This window comes from Microvirga sp. KLBC 81, assembly GCF_003075415.1.
In the GTDB taxonomy this organism is placed as follows: Bacteria; Pseudomonadota; Alphaproteobacteria; order Rhizobiales; family Beijerinckiaceae; genus Microvirga.
The window spans coordinates 93,026-115,095 of sequence record NZ_QDAH01000010.1 but is presented as its reverse complement, the minus strand read 5'-3'; the positions used below and the strand labels follow the sequence as shown (position 1 = coordinate 115,095).

Sequence of the window (22,070 nt, the reverse complement as noted above, 5' to 3'; positions counted from 1 at the left end):
GTCGAGCACGGAAAAGTTCTTTATGCAGCGCCGCGCTGGCAGACATGCGCATGCGGATCATGCGCCTCGACCATGCGGCGGGCCTTCAGGAGGTTTTCGGCGCTCAACACATCGAGCGTTTCGCCCCAAGCCACAGGCTCGCGGGCAATGAGCAGCGTCTTGGGGAACACGCGCCGGACCATATCGAGATCGTGCAGAACCGCCACGACCGTGCGGGATTCGTCATGCCAGCGGCGCACGAGATCGAGCAGGTCGGAGGTGGTCTTGGCGTCGATGGCGGTGAAAGGCTCGTCGAGCAGGATCACCGGCGCATTCTGCAGCAGCAGGCGTGCGAAGAGGGCGCGCTGCATCTGCCCGCCGGAAAGGGTGGAGATGGGACGACGCTCGAAGCCTATGAGGCCAACGGCCGCCAAGGCTTCCTCGATCCTCGTGCGGTCCTTCGCCGAGATGCCGCCGAAGAGGCCCGAGCGAGACCAGAGACCCATGGCGACGAGATCATAGACCGAGAGAGGGAAGGACCGGTCGATTTCCGCAGCCTGCGGCAGATAGGCGATCTCGGAGGAGGGGCCGTTGAGCCGGATATGACCCTCGAGCGGCTTCAGGGTGCCGACGATGCCTTTCAGCAGAGTGGACTTGCCGGCGCCGTTGGGGCCGACCACGGCCATGAGGCTGCCGGCGGGGATGTCCCCGTCGAGGTGGTGCACCGCGGGCCTGCGACCATAGCCGAGTGTCACTTCATCGAAACGAATGGCGGTGGAGGGCTTCGGCATGGCTTACCCCATCACCTGGAGAACCATCAGCCACAGGGCGCCCAGAAGCACGGCAGCGCCCGCCAATCGCTGCCAGACCGAGAGGCGAAGCAGCGAGAAAGTGGGGGCAGCGGCAAGGGCCCGGTGCTCATGGCCATGATGATGGCCGTGGTGGTGGCTGTGCGACATGCCTCCACACATAGACCGGATCGGTCACCATTTCCAGGGGCGTACAGTATTTTATACGCCCCTGTTAATATCATGGTTTGCAAGCGAAATCCGAGCATCGGACCCAAAAGTGGATTCCACTTTTGGGATCCATCCGATGCTTGCTTCCATTAGCGAGCGCATCGTTTGTGCGGAAAACCGGGGCCACTTTTCCGCACGATGCGCTAGAACGCCGGGTGGTACTGGTAGAGCCAGGTTTCGCTCAACACCTCGTCCCCGTTGCGCAGGTAGCAGCGCATCTCCACCGGCTCGGTGCCGGTGACCGTGAGATCGAACTGGGTGCGCCAGTGGCCGGGCACGTTGTTGGGCACCGCCTCGGTGAGGATGTTCGAGAACTCGCCGCGAGAGGCCGAGAACACCGGCTTCGGGATCACGCCGCTGGGCAGCTTCGTCAGGGGCTCGCCGATGAACTCGACCATGAACTTGCGCACGCCCTTGGGCCGGGCGGTGCCGGCCTGTCCGCCATTGCCGAAGCGGGTGGCGATCACGCGGGCGAGCGGGGTCGGGTAGGGCTCGTCCGCCGACCAATGCATGCGATAGCGGAAGTTGAGCGCTTGGCCTGCTCGGGCGGGCTCGGCGGGCACCCACATGGCCACGATGTTGTCGTGGATCTCGTCGTCGGTGGGGATTTCCACGAGCTGGATGGTGCCCTTGCCCCAGGAGCCCTGCGGCTCGATCCAGAGCGAGGGGCGGCGGTCGTAATAGACGCCATCGAGATAATGGTCGAAGTTCCGGTCGCGCTGGAGCAGGCCGAAACCTTTCGGGTTCTCGTCGGAGAAGGCCGAGGTGATGATGCGCGGCGGATTGTTGAGGGGGCGCCAGATGTGCTCGCCGGTGCCGGTCCACATGGCGAGGCCGTCGGAATCGTGAATTTCCGGACGCCAGTCGATCGCGGTGGTCTTCGCCTTCTCCGAGTACCAGTACATGGAGGTGAGCGGCGCGATTCCGAGGCGCTGGATGTCCTTGCGCAGGAAGAGGGCGCTGTCGAGATCCATGGTCACGGAGGCGGCGCGCTTCATCACGAAGCGGTAGGCGCCCGCCACGCTCGGCCCGTCGAGAAGGGCGTAGACCGTGGCGGTGTCGGAGCCCGCCTGCGGCGTCTCGAAGTAGACATGGGTAAAGTCAGGAAATTCCTCAGCCTTCCCATGGACCGCCACGTCCACGGCGAGGCCGCGGGCGGAGAGGCCGTACTGATAAAGCTCGCCGATGGCGCGGAAATAGGACGCGCCGAGGAAGGCCACCCAATCGTTCTTCTTCCAGTCGAGCTTGCCGCTGCGGGGCTCCTGGAAGCGGAAACCGGCAAAGCCCGTGTTGTCGGGGAGTTTCCGGGCAGGCGAGTCCGCCGGCATGTCGAAATACTCGGTGTCGTAGATGATCTCCCGGGCCTGGCCGTTCTCCACCACATGCATGCGCACCGGCTTCTGGAAGAAGCGGCCCATGTGGAAGAAGGTGACCGGGAACTCGCTGGGGCCGTCGGCCCACAGCGCCAGATCGGTCTTGAATTTGATCTTGCCGTGGGCGTCGTAGTCGATCTGGAAGAGGATGTCCGGCGAGGGGCTGGGCGGCGCCACATAGGCAGAGCGGGCCATCGCTTCGGCCTGCTTCTTCAGGTCGTCGAAGGAAAAGGGGACCGGTGCTCCCATCTTCAAACCCTGCTGTGCCATGGCCCGGCTTGAGAAGCCCTGGGCGGCCAGAGCGGCCGTGGCGGTGGCTGTTTGGAGAAACTGGCGGCGGTTGAGCATGGTTCGACGCATTGATTAGTTGTGGAGAGACCGACCCCTACCGACCAAGGTGGCAGGATTAAGTCCCTCTTAGCCTCTTGAGAAAACTTCGTCAGCAGCCAAAACTAGGCCCCACACAGGCGCCGCTACGGCAGGTGCCATGAACAGGGAGTACGCCATGAAAAGAAATGTGATGCGCCGCCTCGTGGGCGCTGCGACCGCTCTTGCGCTTGCGGGAGCCAGCCTTCCGGCCCAAGCGCAGGATTTCATCAACATCCTGACCGGCGGCACCTCCGGCGTCTATTATCCGCTGGGCGTCGCCCTCTCCAAGGTGTTCACGGAGAAGGTCCAGGGCTCGCGGCCTTCCGTTCAGGCCACCAAGGCTTCTGTTGAAAACCTCACCCTGCTGCAGCAGGGCAAGGGCGAGATCGGCTTTACCCTCGGCGACAGCCTCGCCATGGGCTGGGCCGGCGACGAGGAGGCGGGCTTCAAGGGCAAGCTCGACAAGCTGCGTGGCGTCACCGCCATCTATCCCAACTACATCCAGATCGTCGCCACCAAGGATTCCGGCATCAAGTCGCTGGCGGATCTCAAGGGTAAGCGCCTCTCCGTCGGCGCGCCGAAATCCGGCACCGAGCTCAATGCCCGCGCGATCCTCCAGGGGGCAGGCCTGACCTATAAGGATCTCGGCAAGGTCGAGTATCTGCCCTTCGGCGAATCCGTCGAGCTCATGAAGAACCGCCAGCTCGACGCCACGCTGCAATCGGCAGGCCTCGGCGTGTCCTCGATCCGCGATCTCGCCACCTCCGTTCCGATCGTCGTCGTGGAGATCCCCACCGCCATCGTGGACAAGGTCGGCACGCCCTACATCAAGGCCACGATCCCGGCGAACACCTATGAGGGCCAGACGGCTCCGGTGCAAACCGCCGCCGTCGTGAACTATCTCGTCACCCATTCCGGCGTGAAGGACGAGACCGTCTACCAGATGACGAAGGCCCTTTACGAGAGTCTGCCGGATCTGACGGCAGCGCATGCGGCGGCCAAGGACATCAAGCTCGAGAATGCGCTGTCCGGCATGCCGGTCCCTGTGCATCCAGGCGCGCAGCGCTACTTCGATGAGAAGGGCGTGAAGAAGCAGGGCTCCTAAACCCTTCAGCCGATAGACAAAGGAAGCCGGGGCAGCTGAACTGCTCCGGCTTTTGCATGACAAGAACAATAAGTCTTCGAGGAGACGCCGCGCGATGAGCCAGAGCACTAACACATCCGAACTCGCCCAGATGGAGGCTCCTGCCGAGACCGTCAATCCAGAGCACGGCCTGCCGGAGAGTTTCGGTGAGGGTTTCTGGGGCAGGCTTCTGTTTTGGATCGCGGTCTCGTTCTCCACGTTCCAGATCATCACCTCCTTCGGCATTCCTCTCGACCAGCCGTTCATCGCCGGTGCGAGCCTCTTCCACTTTGTTGGCGTCGTGATGGTGGCCTGGGCCGCATGGCTCGTTGTGCTCGCTGCGCGTCGGCGCAGCATCGTCGATGGCGTTCTCGGCTGGCTCGCCGTTGCGGTTGCGTTCGGCCTTGTTCTCTGGTTCGGCGGCAGCATTCCAAGCCAAGTGGTCCGCGCGCTGCACGTCGGCTTCCTCTGCCTTGTGGCAGGCGCGATGATCGCTAATCACCGCTCGGGCTCGTCGGCTCTCCATGCCATCGGCTGGATCATCGGTCTCGCTGGCTTCGGCGTCGGTCTCTATCAGTGGGCGCTCTACAATGAGCTGGTAATCCGCTCGGGTGAACTGACGACGGGCGATCTCGTCACCGGGATCGCGGCGCTCGCCATCCTCTTCTATCTCGTCTGGCGCGTGATGGGGCCGGCACTGCCCATCGTTGCAGGCTTGTTCCTGGCCTATTGCCTATTTGGCAATTACCTGCCAGCGCCCCTCGATCATCGCGGATATTCGCTCGAGCAGGTGATCGAGCACATGTCCTTCGGCACGGAAGGCATCTACGCAACGCCGACACTGGTGTCGGCGACCTACATCTTCCTCTTCATCCTGTTCGGCGCCTTCATGGAGAAGGCGGGCGTCATCGACTTCTTCAACGACATCTCGATGGCCGTGTTCGGTGACAAGCAGGGCGGCCCGGGCAAGGTCTGCGTGGCCTCCTCCGCGCTGATGGGCACCGTTTCCGGCTCGGGCGTTGCCAACGTGGTGGCTTCGGGCCAGTTCACGATTCCGCTGATGAAGCGCTTCGGTTTCCCGTCGGCCTTCGCAGGCGGCGTGGAAGCGACGTCATCGATGGGCGGACAGATCATGCCGCCGGTCATGGGCGCAGTGGCCTTCATCATGGCCGAGACCATCGACGTGCCTTACTCGAAGATCGTGGAGGCCGCGATCATCCCGGCGTTGCTCTATTTCGCATCCTGCTATCTCGCGGTGCATCTCGAAGCCGGCAAGCGCCACCTGCACGGCTTGCCCAAGGCCGAGCTGCCGAATGCCTGGACCGAGCTGAAGACGAAGTGGTTCCTCATCGCGCCGCTCGGCGTTCTCGTCTATCTGCTCTTCGCAGGCTACACGCCGCTCTTCGCGGGCGCCGTCGGTCTGTCGCTCACCGTGGCGCTGATCCTCGGCACGGCCATCGCGGCTGGTCTTGCAGTTCCAGCCCTGCGCGTTGCGTTCTGGGTTGGTCTCGCGCTCGTCTCCGCTTACTCCCTCGCATCGAGCGTGACGCTCGTCGTGGCGGTCGTCGCACTCCTGTCGCTGTGGAACGCCTTCTCGGGACGCGGTCGCACGACGCTTCAGGCCTGCGTCGACGCCATGGCCGACGGCGCGCGTCAGGCGTTGCCTGTCGGCCTCGCCTGCGCCGTGGTCGGCATCGTGATCGGCACCATGACGCTCACGGGGCTCGGCACCATCGTCGGCACCTGGATGATCTCGATCGGCAAGGACAACATCTTCGCCGCCCTCGTGCTCACCATGATCTTCAGCCTGATCCTCGGCATGGGCATCCCGACGATTCCGAACTACATCATCACCTCGTCGCTGGCGGCTCCCATTCTGCTGCAGCTCGATGTGCCGCTCATCGTCTCGCACATGTTCGTGTTCTATTTCGGCATCATGGCGGATCTCACGCCGCCGGTGGCGCTCGCAGCCTTCGCGGCAGCGCCGATGGCAAAGGAGTCGGGCCTCAAAATCGGCATGCAGGCGGTCAAGATCGCATTGCCGGGCTTCGTCGTGCCCTACATGGCGGTCTACGATCCCACGCTGATGCTGCAGCCGGTGCCTGGACTCGAGGGTGCAGGCTACTGGGTTGCAGTGGCCTACATCGTGATCAAGGCGTCGCTTGCGATGGTCCTGTGGGGTGTTGCTGCTGTTGGCTACTTCCTGAAGCCTCTGGCTTGGTGGGAGCGTGTATGGGCCGCCGTCGCAGCAGGCTTCCTGGTGGCGGCGATCCCGCTCACCGATGAAATCGGCTTCGTGCTCGCGGCGCTCTTCGTGGGCTTCCACATCTGGAAGACCCGCAAGGCGTCAGCGTCGCTCACGGCCGCCCATTCATGATCTGCCTGGTCGCAGGCAAGGTTGTCGCGCCGCTGATGGCAGGCGCGATGACTCTTGCCTGGACGCACTCGGTCGAAAAGATTGCGTGGGAGGAGGATTGGCGCGCGACGCCTGCAGGGCTCGAGCTCGTTGAGGCGCGGGTGAAAGGCTCGGGTGCCGGGATGGAGCCGCCGCCGGATGCTCGGCTCGTCAATGGTGCGTGGGCGTGGAAGCCGAAGCTGCCACCTCAGGCGGAGGTGGTCATGCGCCGCTCGGGCGCGACGGCGGATTGGCGGATCTGCATCGAGGGGCAGTGCCGCCCCATGGAGGCCTATGTGCCGCCTCAGGCCGATCCGATCGTGATGAGGACGTGCCCTTGAGCTTACTCGGCCAGGGGCTCGACGGCGACGCAGCGGCGCCAGAGGTTCACGAGGAAGTAGGCTGCGAGCAGGCTGAAGAGGCCCATGAGGGCGTAGCCCACGATGTGGCCCAGTTCGAAGAGACCCGCGATCGCCCAGCCGGCGGAGATCGCCACGCCGAACACCTCCGCACCGACCAGAATCATGATGCTGATCACGGTGATGAGGTTACGCCAGTTGGTGCTTTTCGCCTGAGCCACGGTTACGTACTCCATTCCTTGCCGGAAGGGACTACCCTAAACGCCCCCTCCGGTGCAAGTTTTGCCTGAAATCTCTTCTGTCGCCTCCTTCGAAGAAACATGCCCGAAACACCTGTATTCTCGACCGCCGCCGTCGCTGCCCCCCATACGCTTGCCGCCGAGGCCGGCCGGACCATCCTGGCCACGGGCGGCAACGCCGTGGAGGCCATGGTCGCCATGGCGGCCACTATCGCCGTGGTCTATCCGCACATGAATGGCCTCGGCGGCGATGGATTCTGGCTGGTGCGGGAGCCGAGAGGCCGGGTGCACGCCCTCGACGCCTCGGGCCCTGCCGGGTCGCTCGCCACCATCAAGCGCTATCGGGACAAGGGCTATGACAGCATTCCGCCCCGCGGACCCGATGCGGCACTGACCGTCGCCGGAGCCGTCAGCGGCTGGGGATTGGCGCTTGATCTCGCCAAGGCGCTCGGGGGGCAGTTGCCGCGCGACATGCTGCTCGGCGATGCCATCCGCCTTGCGCGGGAGGGCTATCGGATCGGTGCCGCCGAGGGGCGCAATCCTCTGCTGGAGGAGGCGGCGCTCTTTGCTGCTCCCGGTTTCGCCGAGGCTTTTCTGAAGGAGGGCAAGCTGCCACCCGCAGGCGAGACACGGCATTCTCTCAGGCTTGCCGATACCCTGGAGCAGATCGCCCATGCGGGATTGGCCGATTTCTATCGCGGCGATGTCGGGCGGGAGATCGCGGCGGATCTGGAGCGCATCGGAAGCCCCATCACGCGCAAGGACATCGAGACCTATCAGGCCCGCGTCGTGAAGCCGCTCTCCGTGGAGCTGAAGCATTCGACAGTCTACAACATGCCACCGCCGAGCCAGGGCCTCGCCACGTTGCTGATGCTCGGCCTGTTTCATCGGCTCGATGTGAAGCAGGGCGAAGCGCCTGAGCATCACCACGGGCTGATCGAGGCGGCGAAGCGCGCCTTCGCGATCCGCGACAAGGTCGTCACGGATCCGCGCGAGCTCACCCTCGATCCGGCGTCCTTCCTCACGCCTACCGTGTTCGAGAAAGAGGCGGCGATGATCGAGGCACGCCGCGCCGCACCCTATCCGCCGCGCCCGGCGGAGGGCGACACGATCTGGATGGGCTGCATCGACAAGGATGGCTTGGCTGTCTCCTATATCCAGTCCGTGTTCTGGGCCTTCGGCTCCGGCTGCGTACTGCCGGCGACGGGCATTCACTGGCACAACAGGGGCTTCAGCTTCTCGCTCGATCCGAAGAGCCTGAAGGCTCTGGAGCCCGGGAAGAAACCCTTCCACACGCTGACGCCCGGTCTCGCTGTCTTTAATGACGGGCGCGTGCTCTCCTACGGCACCATGGGCGGCGAGGGGCAGCCGCAGATCTTAGGGCAAATCTTCACGCGCTACGGCGATTTCGGCATGAGCCTCGCGGATGCCGTCGATGCGCCGCGCTGGCTCTTCGGCAAGAGATGGAAGGAGCCCTCCGCAACGCTGAAGGTCGAGGACCGCTTCGATTCGAGCTTGCTGCGTGCGCTCTCGAGCTACGGCCATCCGGTCGAGGAGCTGGCCAAGCCTTATGCGGATATGATGGGCCACGCGGGCATGCTGGTGAAGCATCCGCGCAACGGGCGTGTCGAAGCCGTGCACGATCCGCGCTCGGATGGCGGTTCGCTGGGGTTGTGATCAGCTCACGCCCGAATTAGCTCACGCCCATGTAGCGACCGGGCCGGTGATTGGTCGCAAGAATCAGGTTGAGCACCGCAGTGCCGACAAGCGAGAGCGCGACCTTGTCGTATTCGATCACGAAGAGCGACGAGAGCAGGATCACCGCATCGATAGCGAGTTGCACATAGCCTGCGCGGATGCCGTACCGCTCCTGCGCGTAGAGCGCGAGGATATTGACACCGCCCAGGCTCGTGCGGTGGCGGAAGAGGACGAGCAGGCCCACGCCCATCAGCACGCCGCCCATCACCGCCGCGTAGATCGGGTCGAGATGCTCGATCCCGAGCCAGCCGGGCGTGAACTTCGAGAGATACGACACGAGGAACACGGCGAGGAAGGTACGCACCGTGAGCTTCCAGCCCATGCGCAGGATCGAGAGGGCATAGAAGGGCAGGTTGATGGCAAAGAACAGGGTGCCGAAGTCGAATTGCGTGGCGTATTGCATGAGCAGCGCCAGCCCCGCCGTGCCGCCGGTGAGCAGCGTCGCCTTCGTATAGAGCGTCACGCCGAGCGCGACCATCAAGGTGCCGGTGAGCCCGGCCGAGATGTCCTCATAAAGTCGATGCGCGCTTGCTGAAGAAGGATTGGACACGCTCATGCCCCTGTGTCTGCTCGGCGGAGCTATAGCGAGCCCTCTCCCATGCTACAAGGTCGCATGATGAGCTTTGCGCCTCATGCACCCCCCAAGGATCTTTAGAAGCCCTGGTTCCGGAGGCCGATGAGCAGGCTTGCGCCCAGCACCAGTACGAAGGCGGCTGCCAAAAGCTCAAGGCCCGCGATGGCGATAGCGCCCGTCGCGCCGCGCCCACCCGCCAGTCTTAGCGCAAAGGTCTTGGCAAAGACCGCAACCGCCGCGATGGCGCTGGTGGTGAGCGCGGTGCCGAGGGCCATGGCGAAGGTGGCGGCGATGCCGGCCCCGAAGAGGCCCTGCGCCAGCGAGAAGACGAGCACGATCAGCGCCCCGGCGCAGGGGCGAATGCCGGCGGCAATCGCCACGCCCGCCATGTCGCGCCAGCCCGTGAGGCGGTTGAGTTCCTCGGGCGGCGGCATATGCACGTGATCGCAGCTCTCGTCCTGCGCCGGAGCCAGAGGATTTCGCGCGAGCGCCAGCACGCCCAGTACCTTGCCGCTCTTGCGCCAGGTCATCGCGAGGCCGAGCAGGGCAACGGCGATGAAGCTCACCAATTCCACGTTCATGGCGAGCTTGTTCATGGTGGAGGCGGTGGCGCGCAGCACCAAGCTCACCGTGCCGACGATGGAAATGGCGACGAGCGCCTGCACCAGGGCTGCGGCGAAGCTTAAGATCAGGCCTTTGCGCCATGCCTTCTCATCGGCCACCAGATAGGCCGAGATCACGCTCTTGCCGTGTCCCGGTCCCGCCGCATGGAAGACGCCGTAGGCGAAACCGACGAACAGGAGAGAGCCCCAAGCTGCACCACTCTCCTTCAGGGCGCGTACACTGGCCTGAAGGCTGGCGTAGAAGCCGGATTGGATCGAGAGGATCCATGCGCCGAAATCGCCGGAGGGGGCGGCCTCTCGGATTCCCATGCCGAAGGGGCTGCGTGGTGCGGGCGTGCTGACGGGGCCGATCCAGAATGCAAGCAGCGCCATGGCGGCGACCATGGTGGCGACAGCCGCGATCATCAGGCCGAGCCGCTGCCAGAGCCGTGCCTGGCCGGAGGCCGGAGAGGCGACGGGAGCCGAGCTCACGGACATGCGATGATGGCCTTGTTGGAATACTCGACGCTGAAATTCGCGCCAGGCGGCGTGGCCTGGATCGCGCCCTCGTCCTGCAGGATCCTCTGCATGGTCGCGTCGAGCGCCTTGGCCTTGGCGATGCTGGTCAGGCAGCCCTGAGGCGCATTGGCCAGCGTCACCGAGGATTGGTCAGAGAGGCTGAAATAGACGAAGAACGTGGGATCATCGATCTCGATGGCCAAGTTGCCTGAGGCCGGAGCAGGGGCCTTCAGTGGCAGCAGGAACGAGAGGGCGACCTGCTGGGGCTTCTCCATGGTCATCCTGGCCTCTCGCGGCTCGTCGAACCCTTGAGGCTTTCCCTTCACCTTCAAGGTCGTGAAGTAGTCGAATTCAGTGAGCCCGGCGGCGTTCTCGTTCGCCAACTCCTGCAGTTCATCCGAGGAGAGCTTGCCGTCGTTGTCCTTGTCCAGACCTTGAGTGACATAGGCCGTATAGGCCTCGTCGAACGTCCAGTGGTGGCGGATGCCCGTGACCTTGCCGTCGGGGGCGAAGACCACCTCCGCCTTGGCGGTGATCCACACATGGGGATGCGCGAAGGCAGGCAGGCTGAAGCCCGTCAGCAGGGAGGCGAGGCAGAGCGTGAGACCAAGGCGGCGTTTCATGTGTCGACTGTAACAGCAGCGCTTCCGGGACGTGTGGAAGCCGGGAAGCCAATATCTAGAGGCTTTATGGTTAATGGAGGCGAAACGAAGGCCGAAGCCCGCTCGATTGACGCGATCCGGCAATTATGTCAGCATTACTGACATAAATTCAAAAACCACCAAGAACCGGAAAACCGGCGAACGGGGCGAGAGGGCTCCAAGGAGGAACGGCATGGCCGAAGGTCATGTGGCGCTTCGTAGCGTTACGCTGGACGACAAGTACGATCTCACCAAAGATCATGTGTTCATCACGGGCACGCAGGCCGTCATACGCATGCTGCTGATGCAGCGCGAGCGGGACAGGCTGGCGGGCCTCAGCACGGCCGGCTTCGTCTCCGGCTATCGCGGCTCGCCCATCGGCGGCCTGGACCAGAACCTCTGGCGGGCCCGGAAGTGGCTTGAAGCCTCGAACATCGTTTTCCAGCCTGGCCTCAACGAGGAACTGGCGGCCACCGCCGTCTGGGGCTCCCAGCAGGCCGAGATCCGCGGCGACGGCAAGCATGACGGCGTGTTCGGCCTCTGGTACGGCAAGGGCCCGGGTGTCGACCGCTCCGGCGACGTGTTCCGCCACGCCAACATGGCCGGCTCCTCGAAGCACGGCGGCGTGCTCGCCCTGATGGGCGACGACCACACGGCCGAGTCTTCAACGGTCGCGCATCAGTCCGAATTCCACTTCGTCGACGTGATGATTCCGATCCTGAACCCGGCGGGCGTTCAGGAGATTCTCGATTATGGTCTCTACGGTTACGCCATGAGCCGCTTCTGCGGCACCTGGGTGGCGTTCAAGTGCGTGAAGGACAACATCGAGTCCACCGCCTCCGTTGACGGCTCCCTCGACCGCGTGAAGATCATCATGCCCGATGATTTCATCATGCCGCCCGGCGGGCTCAACATCCGCGCCCGCGACGGCGTGCTCGATCAGGAAGCGCGCCTTCAGGACTTCAAGCGTGACGCGATGATGGCGTTCGTGCGCGTCAACAACCTCAACCGGATCATCCTGTCGGGCGGACGCAACCCGAAGATCGGCATCATCACGGTCGGCAAGTCCTATCTCGACGTGCGCCAGGCACTCGATGAGCTCGGCCTCGACGAGGTGAAGGCGAACGACATGGGCCTGCGCCTCTACAAGGTCGCGTGCCCCTGGCCGCTCTCTCAAGCCGAGCTGTTGGAATTCGCTCAAGGCCTCGACAAGGTCATCGTCGTCGAAGAGAAGCGCTCCCTCATCGAGGTGCAGCTGCGCGAGGAGCTTTACGGCACCGCCAACCAGCCGCTCTGCATCGGCAAGAAGGACGAGGACGGTAACTGGCTCTTCCCCGTGAAGGGCGCGCTCGATCCGAACGACATCGCCATCGTCATCGGCGAGCGTCTTCTCGCCTACCACAACAACGACGACCTGCGCGGCCGCGTGGCGCGTCTTCGCCATGCGCAGGAGGTGCTGAAAGCCACCAACGACGTGGCGACCCGCGTGCCGCATTTCTGCTCCGGCTGCCCGCACAACACCTCGACCAAGGTGCCCGACGGCATGCGCGCCTATGCGGGCATCGGCTGCCATTACATGGTCCAGTGGATGGACCGCTCCACCGATGGCTTCACGCAGATGGGCGGCGAGGGCGCGAACTGGATCGGCGAGGCGCCGTTCTCCAAGCGCGGTCACGTGTTCCAGAATCTCGGCGATGGTACCTACAACCATTCCGGCATCCTGGCTCTGCGCTGGTCGATCGCGACCAAGACCAACGTCACCTACAAGATTCTCTTCAATGACGCGGTTGCCATGACCGGCGGTCAGAAGCACGAGGGCAGCCTGACCGTCGACATGATCGCCCGTCAGGTGCGCGAGGAGGGTGCTGATCGGATCGCTCTCGTCACCGACGAGCCGCACAAATATCCGAAATCGATCCGCTGGCCTGCGGGCATGACGATCCATCACCGCGACGAGTTGGACGCCGTGCAGCACGAGCTGGCGCAGATCCCGGGCGTCACGGTGATGATCTACGATCAGACCTGCGCCTCCGAGAAGCGCCGCCGCCGCAAGCGCGGCGAGTTTCCGGATCCGGACAAGCGCGTCATCATCAACGACCTCGTCTGCGAAGCCTGCGGCGATTGCTCCGTGCAGTCGAACTGCGTGGCCGTGCAGCCGGTGCAGACGGAGTTCGGCCGCAAGCGTCAGATCGACCAGTCGAACTGCAACAAGGATTTCTCCTGCGTGAGGGGCTTCTGCCCGTCCTTCGTGACGGTGCATGGCGCCAAGATCAAGAAGGCTGTGCCGGAGACGCTCTCGACGGATGGCATGACGCTCGCGCCGCTGCCCGATCCGGCGATCCCCGCCATCGACCGTACCTTCAACATCATCGTGACGGGTGTGGGCGGCACGGGCGTCGTGACCATCGGCGCGATCCTCGGCATGGCGGCGCATCTCGAGGGCAAGGGCATGGGCATGATCGACATGGCCGGCCTCGCGCAGAAGGGTGGCGCGGTCTACAGCCATGTGCGCCTCGCCAATAAACAGGAAGACATCCACGCGATCCGCGTGAGCGCCGAATCCGCTCACCTTGTTCTCGGCTGCGACCTCGTGGTGACGGGCACCAAGAAGGTGCTCGCCTCCGTGAAGCAGGGGCAGACGGCGCTTGTGGTGAACACCGCCGAGGTGATGCCCGGCGAGTTCACGCGCAATGCCGATTTCTCGCTGCCGACCGAGCGCCTGAAGCGCGCGATCAAGGGCGCTGCGGGCGAGAACGGCGCTGCCTTCGTGGACGCGACGGCGATTGCCACAGCGCTTCTCGGCAATTCGATTGCGGCCAATATGTTCATGCTGGGCTATGCCTATCAGGCCGGCCATGTGCCGCTGTCGGCCCGGGCCATCGAGAAGGCGATCGAGCTCAACGGCGAAGCGGTGAAGATGAATCTTTCCGCCTTCGAGTGGGGCCGCCGCGCGGTTGCTGAGCCTGAGCTGATCGCGACCATGATGAGTGAGCTGAAGGCGCCGAACGACGAGCTGAGGATCTCCGAGACCCTGGACGAGGTGATCGAGCGGCGCGTGAAGTTCCTGAGCGAGTATCAGAACAAGCGCTATGGCAAGCGCTATCGCATACACGTTCAGCGCGTGCGCGAGGCTGAAGGAAAGGCCGCTCCGGGCTCCACCGCGCTGACCGATGCGGTGGCACGCTCGCTCTTCAAGCTCATGGCCTACAAGGACGAGTACGAGGTGGCCCGTCTCTACACGGATGGTCACTTCGAGCGTCAGGTCGCCTCGACTTTCGAGGGCGAGAACCTGCGTTACGAGTTCCACATGGCCCCGCCCGTTCTGGCCAAGAAGGATCCGACGACCGGGATGCCGAAGAAGATGAGCTTCGGCCCGTGGATGATGAAGGCCATGCGCGTTCTGGCGAAGTTCAAGAGCTTACGCGGCACGCCGCTCGATGTCTTCGGCTACACGCACGAGCGTCGCACCGAGCGTGAGCTCATTCGCGAGTTCGAAGGACGCATCGGCGAGATCGTGTCAAAGCTCAATGCGGACAATCATGCGATTGCCGTTGGCCTCGCCAACATCCCGCAGAAGATCCGCGGCTTCGGCCATATCAAGGAGCGGAACCTCAAGACGGCGAAGGCGGAAGAGGCGGAACTGCTTGCCAAGTTCCGCGCCGAGCCGCAGCAGCCACTGCCGATTGCGGCGGAGTAAGACTTAAGACACGTCATGGCCGGGCTTGTCCCGGCCATCTCGTTTCGGAAAAGCGCCGCGTTTCACACAATCGGGATCACCGGCACAAGGCCGGTGATGACTGGTGGTGCTTTTTAGCCCCGCGCCTGGCTCACTTCCACGAAGCTCTTTGCGACCTTCGGCACGTTCTCCTCGTTGAGTCCTGCGACGCACATGCGGCCCGACCCCACGAGATAGACACCGTCCCGCTCGCGCATGGCGATGACCTGCTGCTCGGTGAGTCCTGTGAAGCTGAACATGCCGCGCTGGTTGAGCAGGAAGCCCACATCGACCTCGTTGGACAGGGCGCGGATGTGCTCGGCGAGAAGCTTGCGCACGGAATCCATGCGGGTGCGCATCTCATCGACCTCGCGGGTCCATTGGGCGCGAAGATCGTCGTTGCCGAGCACGGTGGCAACGAGAAGGCCGCCCATCATCGGCGGGCTCGAATAGCTGCGGCGCACCGCGAGCTTCAGCTGACCCAGGACGCGCCCGGCCTCGTCGCTGTCCTGACAGACGACGCTCAAGCCGCCGCAGCGCTCGCCGTAGAGCGAGAAGTTCTTGGAGAAGGAATTCGCCACAAAGCAGCTCGCGCGCTCCGCGTAGCGGCGCACGAAAGCGGCATCGGCATCGAGGCTCGTGCCGAAGCCCTGATAGGCCATGTCGAATACGACGATGTGGCGCTTGGCGACCAGCACATCCGTGACAGCAGCCTGCTGCTTCTCGTCAAGATCGACGCCGGTCGGGTTGTGGCAGACAGGCTGAAGAATCACGATGGAGCCGGAATCGGCGACTTCCAATGCCTTGACCATGCCGTCGAAGTCGACGGACCTGGTGGCGCGGTTCCAATACGGGTAGGTCGTCGTCTTGAAGCCCGCGCGCTGGAACAGGCCGTGATGGTTCTCCCAGGTCGGATCGCTGACGAGAACGGTGCGACCGGGGCAGTGCTTGGCCAAGAAATCGGCTGCGATGCCGACTGCGCCTGTGCCGCCGATGGTCTGGATCGTGGCGATGCGGTTGGTCTCACGAGCCGGATGCGTGTCGCCGAAGATCAGCTTCTGCACGCCCTCGCGATAGCCCGGGTGACCTTCCATCGGAAGATAAGGCCGTTCCGCAAAGCCGATGCGTTCATAGGCGGCCCTGACGGAGCCAAGCACCGGAAGACGGCCCTTCTCGTCCGTATAGACGCCGATGCTGAGATTGACCTTCTCTGAACGAGGATCGGCCTTGAAGCTGTCGTTGAGCGACAGGATAGGGTCGCCCGCGAAGGCTTCGACGCGTCCAAACAGTGATTCCGCCATGCTGACCTCCAGGCTCGTCGCGGCGCTGTGCCTCGCGAGAGCGTCATTGTTCCGCGAGAGACCTACCCGTTAGGCAGGCCCCCGGCAAGGTCGTTCAGGTGTCGAGCCGCCAATCTATCGGCTTCAAGCCCTTCTCGACGAGCCAGGCATTGGTGCGGCTGAAGGGACGGGTGCCTTTGAAATCGTTGAGGCGGTTGAGCGGGGAGGGGTGTCCCGCTTCGAGGACAAGATGCTTCTTCCGGTCGACGAGGGCGGCGCGTTTCCGGGCAGGCCCGCCCCACAGCAGGAAGACCACGGCAGGCTGCTGTTTCGAGATCGCGGTGATGGCCTGATCGACCAGTTCCGACCATCCGAACTTCACATGCGCGCCGGACTTGCCCTTCTCCACCGTCAGTGCCGTGTTGAGAAGCAGCACGCCTTGCTCGGCCCATTTCGTCAGGTCGCCTGATCTCGGCATGGGCACATCCAGATCCGCCGCCATCTCCGCGAGGATCGTGCGCAGGGATGCAGGCAGCCGTCGCGAGCCGCGATAGGAGAAGGCGAGGCCATGGGCATCACCGGGGGTCGGGTAGGGATCCTGGCCGAGAATGACGACCTTGACCTTGTCCAAGGGCGTCAGGATCAGGCTCGTGAAGACGAGATCAGGCGGCGGCAGGACATGGCCGCCCGCGGCAATCACCGCATCGACCTTTTCTGCCACGAGATCGGCGCTGCCGTCCTGGAAGAAGGGCAGCCTGAGCCAAGCGGCGGCCTGACTGTCGCGGCTGAACTCTGCAAGGGCTTGGGTAATGGAACCGGTCATGGAAAGCGACGCCTCGTGAAAAGTGCAGCATCGATGCGCTGAGAAGTCTCTAGACCAGATGGATGAAAATGGCATCACCACATGCCGGGCATCCGGGCGCCGAGGACATCGACAGGATGTTGCTTCTGTGACACGTTTCCGGCCTAGGCTTGGTGCCTGCCGCTATGGGCGCCGCCCGAAACGAGGATCTTCGATGATGCTGACTAGCCGACCCTCCGCTGCCCTGCGTGCCGGTTTCCTTGGATTGTCTCTGCTTCTGTCCGGCGCCGCCCTGGCGCAGGAAGCCGTGACCCTCCGCTTCGTCCAGACCAACGATATCGACCGCATGAGCCCAGAGAAGGGCCGCGGCGGGTTCGCAAGGCTGGCCACGGTGATCAAGGAAGAGAAGGCGAAGGGCAATGCCTTCTTCATCCATGCGGGCGACACCATCTCGCCCTCGCTCCTTTCGGGCTTCGACAAGGGTGCGCACATCATCGACATCCTGAACCGCATGGGCGTCGATGCCATGGCGCCGGGCAACCACGAGTTCGATCTTGGCCCCGACGCTTTCCGCGCCCGCATGAAGGAGGCCAAGTTCGACATTCTGGCCACCAACATCATCGACGGCAATGGCCTGCCCGAGAACACCAAGCCCGACAAGATGATCGAGGTGCAGGGCGTCAAGATCGGCTTCTTCGGCCTCACCACCGAGGACACGCCCATCGCCTCCAGCCCCGGCAACATCAGGTTCTCCTCCACCATCGACACGGCGCGCGCCAAGGCGAAGGAACTGCGTGGCAAGGGCGCGGACATCGTGGTCGCCATCGCCCACACGCCGCTGGAAGTCGACATGATCATCGCCCGCTCCGCCGGCGTCGACGTGATCATCGGCGGCCATGACGAGCACCTGCTCGCCTTCTATGACGGCAAGGTGACGCTGACCGAATCCGAGTCCCAGGGCAACTACATCACCATCACGGAGCTCGCCGTGAAGAAGGCCGAGAAGGACGGCAAGGTTACGGTTACCTGGGTGCCGAACTTCCGCATCGTGGACAGCGCGACAGTGAAGCCCGATCCGGAGATCGAGGCCGTGGTGAAGGGCTATGAGGACAAGCTCTCCAAGGAGCTCGACATCGATATCGGCGTGACGGAAACACCCCTCGACAGCCGCCGCGCCACCGTTCGTGGCGGCGAGGCTGCCATGGGTAACCTGATCGCCGATGCGCTCAAAAGCTCCGTCGGTGCCGATGTGGCCATCACCAATGGCGGCGGCATCCGTGCGGACAAGCAATACGAGGCCGGCCAGAAGCTGACCCGCCGCGATATCCTGGCGGAGATGCCCTTCGGCAACACCACGGTTCTGCTGGAGGTCAAGGGCGAGCAGATCAAGGCCGCACTGGAGAACGGCGTAAGCCAGGTGCGCGAGCTCGGCGGCCGCTTCCCGCAGGTTTCCGGCATCGTGGCCGAAATCGACCTGAAGGAGCCGGTCGGCAGCCGCGTGAAATCGGTGAAGATCAATGGCGAGCCGCTCGATCCGGCCAAGACCTACAAGCTCGCCACCAACGACTTCATGGCCCGCGGTGGCGATGGCTACCGCATGTTCACGGAAGCCAAGTCCCTTATCGACGTCTCGGCCAGCCAGCTCATGGCAAGCCAGGTGATCGACTATGTGGCGAAGGCCGGGAAGGTCGCGCCGAAGGTTGAGGGACGCATCGTCCTGCGCTGATCCTGCGGTCGATCACTCATTCGCCGGGGCCTGCCGCGGGTCTCGGCGTTTTATTTTTCAAGGTGGAGGGGTCATAATTTACCCTTTCCATCTCTCGCCCTTGCTGTGCCATGTTTGGCGCTCATTCAAGCGAATCGCAGCATCAAAGCGACTTCATTCATTGCAGTTTTCACTCCATACCGAACGTTCCAGCTCGTCCTTCAAGCGCCGCCGTCAATTGCTGGCACGCGGCCGCCTGACCCTGATCATGGGCTGGTTCGGCGTTTTCTTCATTCTCATCACGTTCGGCTACATTGCCTGGGAACAGCGTAACCGCCTGATTCAGCGCAACGAGCAGGAGATTGCCAGCAACGCCTATTTCCTGGCGGATCATACGGCTCGCCTTCTCGAAGTCGCCGACCTCACCCTGAAGCAGGTGGCAGTCCTGGTCGAAGGGGACAACTGGGACCTGATCGAGACGTCCAAACCCCATTGGCAGCACCTGGTCACCATCAAGGAAACACTGCCGTATTTCGACAATCTCTGGCTCAATGACTCGAATGGGCGCCTGCGGTTGACGACGGCAGGGTTCCCGACCCCGCCCTCGAACGTGGCGGACCGGGATGCTTTCAAGGCACAAGCCAAGTCGGATCAGGGGCTGTTCGTCGGGGAGCCGATTATCGGGCGCGTCACGAAGCTGCCGACCTTCATGATCAGCCGTCGCCTCGATGGCCAGGATAACGCCTTCCATGGCATCGTCTCGGCCACCGTGGCCCTGTCCTATTTCGAAACCTATTGGGGCAAGCTTCGCCTGCCGAAGGGTAGCCGGGTTACCTTGGTGCGTGCCGCCGATGCGGCAATCATCGCTCAGCTTCCGTTATCGCCCGACGGGCTGTCTTTCTTCCCCATCGACAAGGCTGCCCTTGATAGAGCAATCGCGGGCAATGCCGTGGCGGGTACTTACTCCTTCCTGAGCAGGGGCGAAGAGCGGACGGGAGCCTACCGCAGGGTCGGCGAGATGCCGCTCTACATCAATGTCAGCATTCCCAATAATGCCTATTGGGGACCCTGGACCATCCAGATGAAGCTCTACGGCGCCTTCGCGCTGATCGCGTTCCTGGCACTGGCGGCCCTCACGGCCCTGGCATCTCAGCAGTTCCGGGAGCAGGCCGCCACGGAGGCTTTCCTGCAGAAGGAAGTGGCGCTTCGCACCAGCGAGTTGCAGACGGAAACGGCGGCTCTCGAAGTGCTGAACCGGACGGGGCGGGCTCTTGCGGCCGAGCTCGATGTGGACCGGCTGATCGAGAACGTGGTCGAGGCGGCGGTGCTTCTCACCGGCGCGCAGGCCGGTGCCTATTTCTCCAACCGAGGCGATGCCTCCGTGGCCGGCACGCGCGCGGAGGAGTATGGACTCTACACTTCCGGAGGCTCCCGCTCCGCTTTTGCGAAACTCCCCATCGACCAGATCTGCACGGCGGTCTTCGACCAGGGCAGGATCATCCGGTTCGACGACATCGCGGACGATCCCGAGCTCGGAGCCGCATCCGCCGATCCTCATTCTCATGATCGCGCCAGGGTGCGCAGCGTCATGGCGATTCCTGTCTCGTCGCGCACCGGGCAGATCCAGGGTCTTCTGCTCTTCGCCCATGAGCGGGCAGGGGCTTTCACGGAGCGTGCCGAGCGCCTCGTGACAGGCCTCGCCGCCCAGGCGGCCGTTGCGCTTGAGAACGGACGCCTTTATCAGGAAGCCCAGTACGAGATCGAGGAGCGCAGGCAGGCGCAGAATCAGCAATCCTTCCTCATCCGTGAGCTGCACCACCGGGTGAAGAACACACTTGCGACCGTGCAGGCCGTGGTTGGCGCTACTGCACGCTCCACCTCGAACATCGACGAGTTCTACAAAGCCTTCGTGGGGCGCATCGTCTCGCTCGCGAACACGCATTCGCTGCTCACCGAAGCGCTGTGGCAGACCGCGCCGCTTCGCGAGATCCTGGAGAAGGAACTCAAGCCCTACAACGATGTGCGGGGTGAGCGGATCACGCTCGAAGGCCCGACCGTGGAGCTGCCCTCCGAGATCGCTGTGCCTATCGGCATGGCCATTCACGAATTGACGACGAATGCCGCAAAATATGGCGCTCTCTCCATGCGTAACGGCAAAGTTTCCGTGACGTGGGATGTGCATGGCGAAGACGACGAGAAGCGTCTCACCATGGCCTGGCAGGAGCGGGGCGGGCCCAGCGTGTCCCAGCCGGACCGGCAAGGCTTCGGCTCCCGCCTGCTGCATCGGGTCTTGACGACGCAGCTCAATGCCAAGGTTGAGGTCGATTACGATCCGGCGGGCCTGCGTGTCGCCATCGACGCGCCGCTCCAGGCCACCGCGAACTTGAGCCCGCCGATCTCACGGCCGGCATGAGACCCGCAGCAATGTGAAACACGAACACATTGGCGTAACAGACAAAAAGCCACTATCTAGAGCGCCATCAACGAGCGGGCTCCATGCCGGACTCCACTGCAAGGGCTTTTGTCAATGAACGAACGTGTCAACGTGACCGGAACGGGCCAGGGCGTGCGCCCGGTGGATCACCCGCCCGCGAGGTCGGGTCGGATCGGCGTGCTTCTGATGAATCTCGGAACGCCGGAAGGAACCACCTATTGGCCCATGCGGCGCTACCTCAAGGAGTTTCTCTCCGACCGCCGCGTGATCGAAACGCCGCGCCTCCTGTGGTGGCCGATCCTCAATCTGATCATTCTCACCAAGCGTCCCGGGCCCAAGGGTCGCGATTACGCCTCGATCTGGAACAACGAGCTCGACGAGGGGCCGCTCAAGACGATCACCCGCAATCAGGCCGAGAAGGTGACGGCGCATCTGAAGAGCATCGCCGGCGACAAGATCACTGTCGACTGGGCGATGCGCTACGGCAAGCCCGAGGTCCGTGAGCGCATCCAGGCGCTGCTCGATCAGGGTTGCGATCGCATCCTGCTTGTACCGCTCTATCCGCAATATGCGGCGGCGACCTCTGCGACCGCTTGCGATCAGGCCTTCCGCGCGCTGATGGATATGCGCTGGCAGCCGACCGTGCGCGTCTCGCCGCCCTATCACGACGATCCGGTCTACATTGAATCCGTCGTCGCCTCGATGAAGCAGGAACTCGCCAAGCTCACCTTCGAGCCGGAGGTGATCCTCGTCTCATTCCACGGCGTGCCGAAAGAATACCTGCTCAAAGGCGATCCCTATCACTGCCAATGCGTGAAGACCTGGCGCCTGATGCGCGAGGCTTTCGGCTGGCCGGCCGACAGGTTCCGCATGAGCTTCCAGTCGCGTTTCGGCACGGCGGAATGGCTGCAGCCCTATACGGACAAGACGGTCGAAGCACTGGCGAAAAGCGGCGTGAAGCGCATGGCGATCGTCGCACCCGGCTTCTCCGCCGATTGCCTGGAGACTCTGGAAGAGCTCAACGGCGAGAACCGCGAGATCTTCATGCACAACGGCGGCGAGGAATTCGCCTATCTGCCGTGCCTCAACGATTCTCCGGAAGGCATGCGCGTGATCAATCACATCGTGGAGCGCGAGCTTCAGGGCTGGATCTGAAGCGACCGTCTCGAAGGAGAGACCAAAAT

17 protein-coding genes are annotated in these 22,070 nt (G+C 63.5%); 8 read left to right on the top strand and 9 right to left on the bottom strand.

Features of this window, described 5'->3' with window-relative positions:
• Window positions 1–20 precede the first annotated feature (20 nt).
• From aztA to DC522_RS09910, 3 genes are all read right to left on the bottom strand, one after another.
• Window positions 21–770, bottom strand: a complete 750-nt coding sequence (gene aztA / locus DC522_RS09915; protein ID WP_116528537.1) for a zinc ABC transporter ATP-binding protein AztA — start codon at window positions 768–770, stop codon at window positions 21–23.
• A 3-nt stretch (window positions 771–773) separates the two neighbouring features.
• Window positions 774–938 carry a hypothetical protein gene (locus DC522_RS34740; protein ID WP_165820110.1) on the bottom strand — a complete coding sequence of 55 codons (165 nt, stop codon included), beginning with the start codon at window positions 936–938 and terminating at the stop codon, window positions 774–776.
• Between the two features lie 203 nt (window positions 939–1,141).
• The gene (locus tag DC522_RS09910; protein ID WP_116528536.1) at window positions 1,142–2,719 is read right to left on the bottom strand and encodes a glucan biosynthesis protein; all 1,578 of its coding nucleotides are present in this window, start codon (window positions 2,717–2,719) and stop codon (window positions 1,142–1,144) included.
• A 157-nt stretch (window positions 2,720–2,876) separates the two neighbouring features.
• On the opposite strand from DC522_RS09910, the gene DC522_RS09905 reads away from it, so the two are divergent.
• From DC522_RS09905 to DC522_RS09895, 3 genes are all read left to right on the top strand, one after another.
• Complete coding sequence (locus DC522_RS09905; RefSeq protein ID WP_116528535.1) at window positions 2,877–3,845, top strand: TAXI family TRAP transporter solute-binding subunit; 969 nt, start codon at window positions 2,877–2,879, stop codon at window positions 3,843–3,845.
• Between the two features lie 94 nt (window positions 3,846–3,939).
• On the top strand, window positions 3,940–6,240 hold the full coding sequence (locus DC522_RS09900) for a TRAP transporter permease (RefSeq protein WP_116528534.1): 2,301 nt from the start codon (window positions 3,940–3,942) through the stop codon (window positions 6,238–6,240).
• Window positions 6,237–6,599: a DUF1850 domain-containing protein gene (locus tag DC522_RS09895; RefSeq protein WP_116528533.1), complete on the top strand. Its 363-nt coding sequence runs from the start codon at window positions 6,237–6,239 to the stop codon at window positions 6,597–6,599. Before DC522_RS09900 ends, DC522_RS09895 begins: the two co-directional genes overlap by 4 nt.
• A 2-nt stretch (window positions 6,600–6,601) precedes the next feature.
• Here the strand turns inward: DC522_RS09895 and DC522_RS09890 are convergent, their stop codons facing one another.
• Window positions 6,602–6,838 carry a hypothetical protein gene (locus tag DC522_RS09890; RefSeq protein ID WP_371679239.1) on the bottom strand — a complete coding sequence of 79 codons (237 nt, stop codon included), beginning with the start codon at window positions 6,836–6,838 and terminating at the stop codon, window positions 6,602–6,604.
• A gap of 99 nt (window positions 6,839–6,937) precedes the next feature.
• On the opposite strand from DC522_RS09890, the gene DC522_RS09885 reads away from it, so the two are divergent.
• Window positions 6,938–8,533: a gamma-glutamyltransferase family protein gene (locus tag DC522_RS09885; RefSeq protein WP_116528531.1), complete on the top strand. Its 1,596-nt coding sequence runs from the start codon at window positions 6,938–6,940 to the stop codon at window positions 8,531–8,533.
• 16 nt (window positions 8,534–8,549) lie between these two features.
• Here DC522_RS09885 and DC522_RS09880 read toward each other — a convergent pair whose 3' ends face one another.
• The 3 genes from DC522_RS09880 to DC522_RS09870 all read right to left on the bottom strand — a co-directional run bounded on the left by DC522_RS09880 (window position 8,550) and on the right by DC522_RS09870 (window position 10,932).
• A complete protein-coding gene (locus DC522_RS09880; protein ID WP_116528530.1) occupies window positions 8,550–9,170 on the bottom strand; it encodes a YitT family protein in 621 nt (206 codons plus the stop codon).
• A gap of 95 nt (window positions 9,171–9,265) precedes the next feature.
• Entirely contained in the window at window positions 9,266–10,288 is a 1,023-nt protein-coding gene (locus DC522_RS09875; RefSeq protein WP_116528529.1) for a nickel/cobalt transporter, read from the bottom strand.
• A complete protein-coding gene (locus DC522_RS09870) occupies window positions 10,279–10,932 on the bottom strand; it encodes a DUF1007 family protein (RefSeq protein WP_116528528.1) in 654 nt (217 codons plus the stop codon). Before DC522_RS09870 ends, DC522_RS09875 begins: the two co-directional genes overlap by 10 nt.
• Window positions 10,933–11,143: 211 nt before the next feature.
• Between DC522_RS09870 and DC522_RS09865 the strand changes: the two genes are divergently transcribed.
• Window positions 11,144–14,647 (top strand): indolepyruvate ferredoxin oxidoreductase family protein, encoded by a 3,504-nt coding sequence (locus DC522_RS09865; protein ID WP_116528527.1) that lies wholly within the window; start codon window positions 11,144–11,146, stop codon window positions 14,645–14,647.
• Window positions 14,648–14,760: 113 nt separating this feature from the next.
• Here the strand turns inward: DC522_RS09865 and DC522_RS09860 are convergent, their stop codons facing one another.
• Together DC522_RS09860 and ung are read right to left on the bottom strand one after the other, a co-directional pair.
• Window positions 14,761–15,966, bottom strand: coding sequence for an amino acid aminotransferase (locus tag DC522_RS09860; RefSeq protein ID WP_245444070.1), 1,206 nt, complete (start codon window positions 15,964–15,966; stop codon window positions 14,761–14,763).
• Window positions 15,967–16,060: 94 nt separating this feature from the next.
• Entirely contained in the window at window positions 16,061–16,768 is a 708-nt protein-coding gene (gene ung / locus DC522_RS09855; RefSeq protein WP_116528526.1) for a uracil-DNA glycosylase, read from the bottom strand.
• Between the two features lie 193 nt (window positions 16,769–16,961).
• Between ung and DC522_RS09850 the strand changes: the two genes are divergently transcribed.
• The 3 genes from DC522_RS09850 (at window position 16,962) to hemH (ending at window position 22,041) form a co-directional block, all read left to right on the top strand.
• Window positions 16,962–18,473, top strand: coding sequence for a bifunctional UDP-sugar hydrolase/5'-nucleotidase (locus tag DC522_RS09850; RefSeq protein ID WP_245444069.1), 1,512 nt, complete (start codon window positions 16,962–16,964; stop codon window positions 18,471–18,473).
• Between the two features lie 160 nt (window positions 18,474–18,633).
• Window positions 18,634–20,865 (top strand): HWE histidine kinase domain-containing protein, encoded by a 2,232-nt coding sequence (locus tag DC522_RS35835; protein WP_245444068.1) that lies wholly within the window; start codon window positions 18,634–18,636, stop codon window positions 20,863–20,865.
• A gap of 114 nt (window positions 20,866–20,979) precedes the next feature.
• Entirely contained in the window at window positions 20,980–22,041 is a 1,062-nt protein-coding gene (hemH, locus tag DC522_RS09840) for a ferrochelatase (protein ID WP_116528525.1), read from the top strand.
• Window positions 22,042–22,070: the final 29 nt, after the last annotated feature.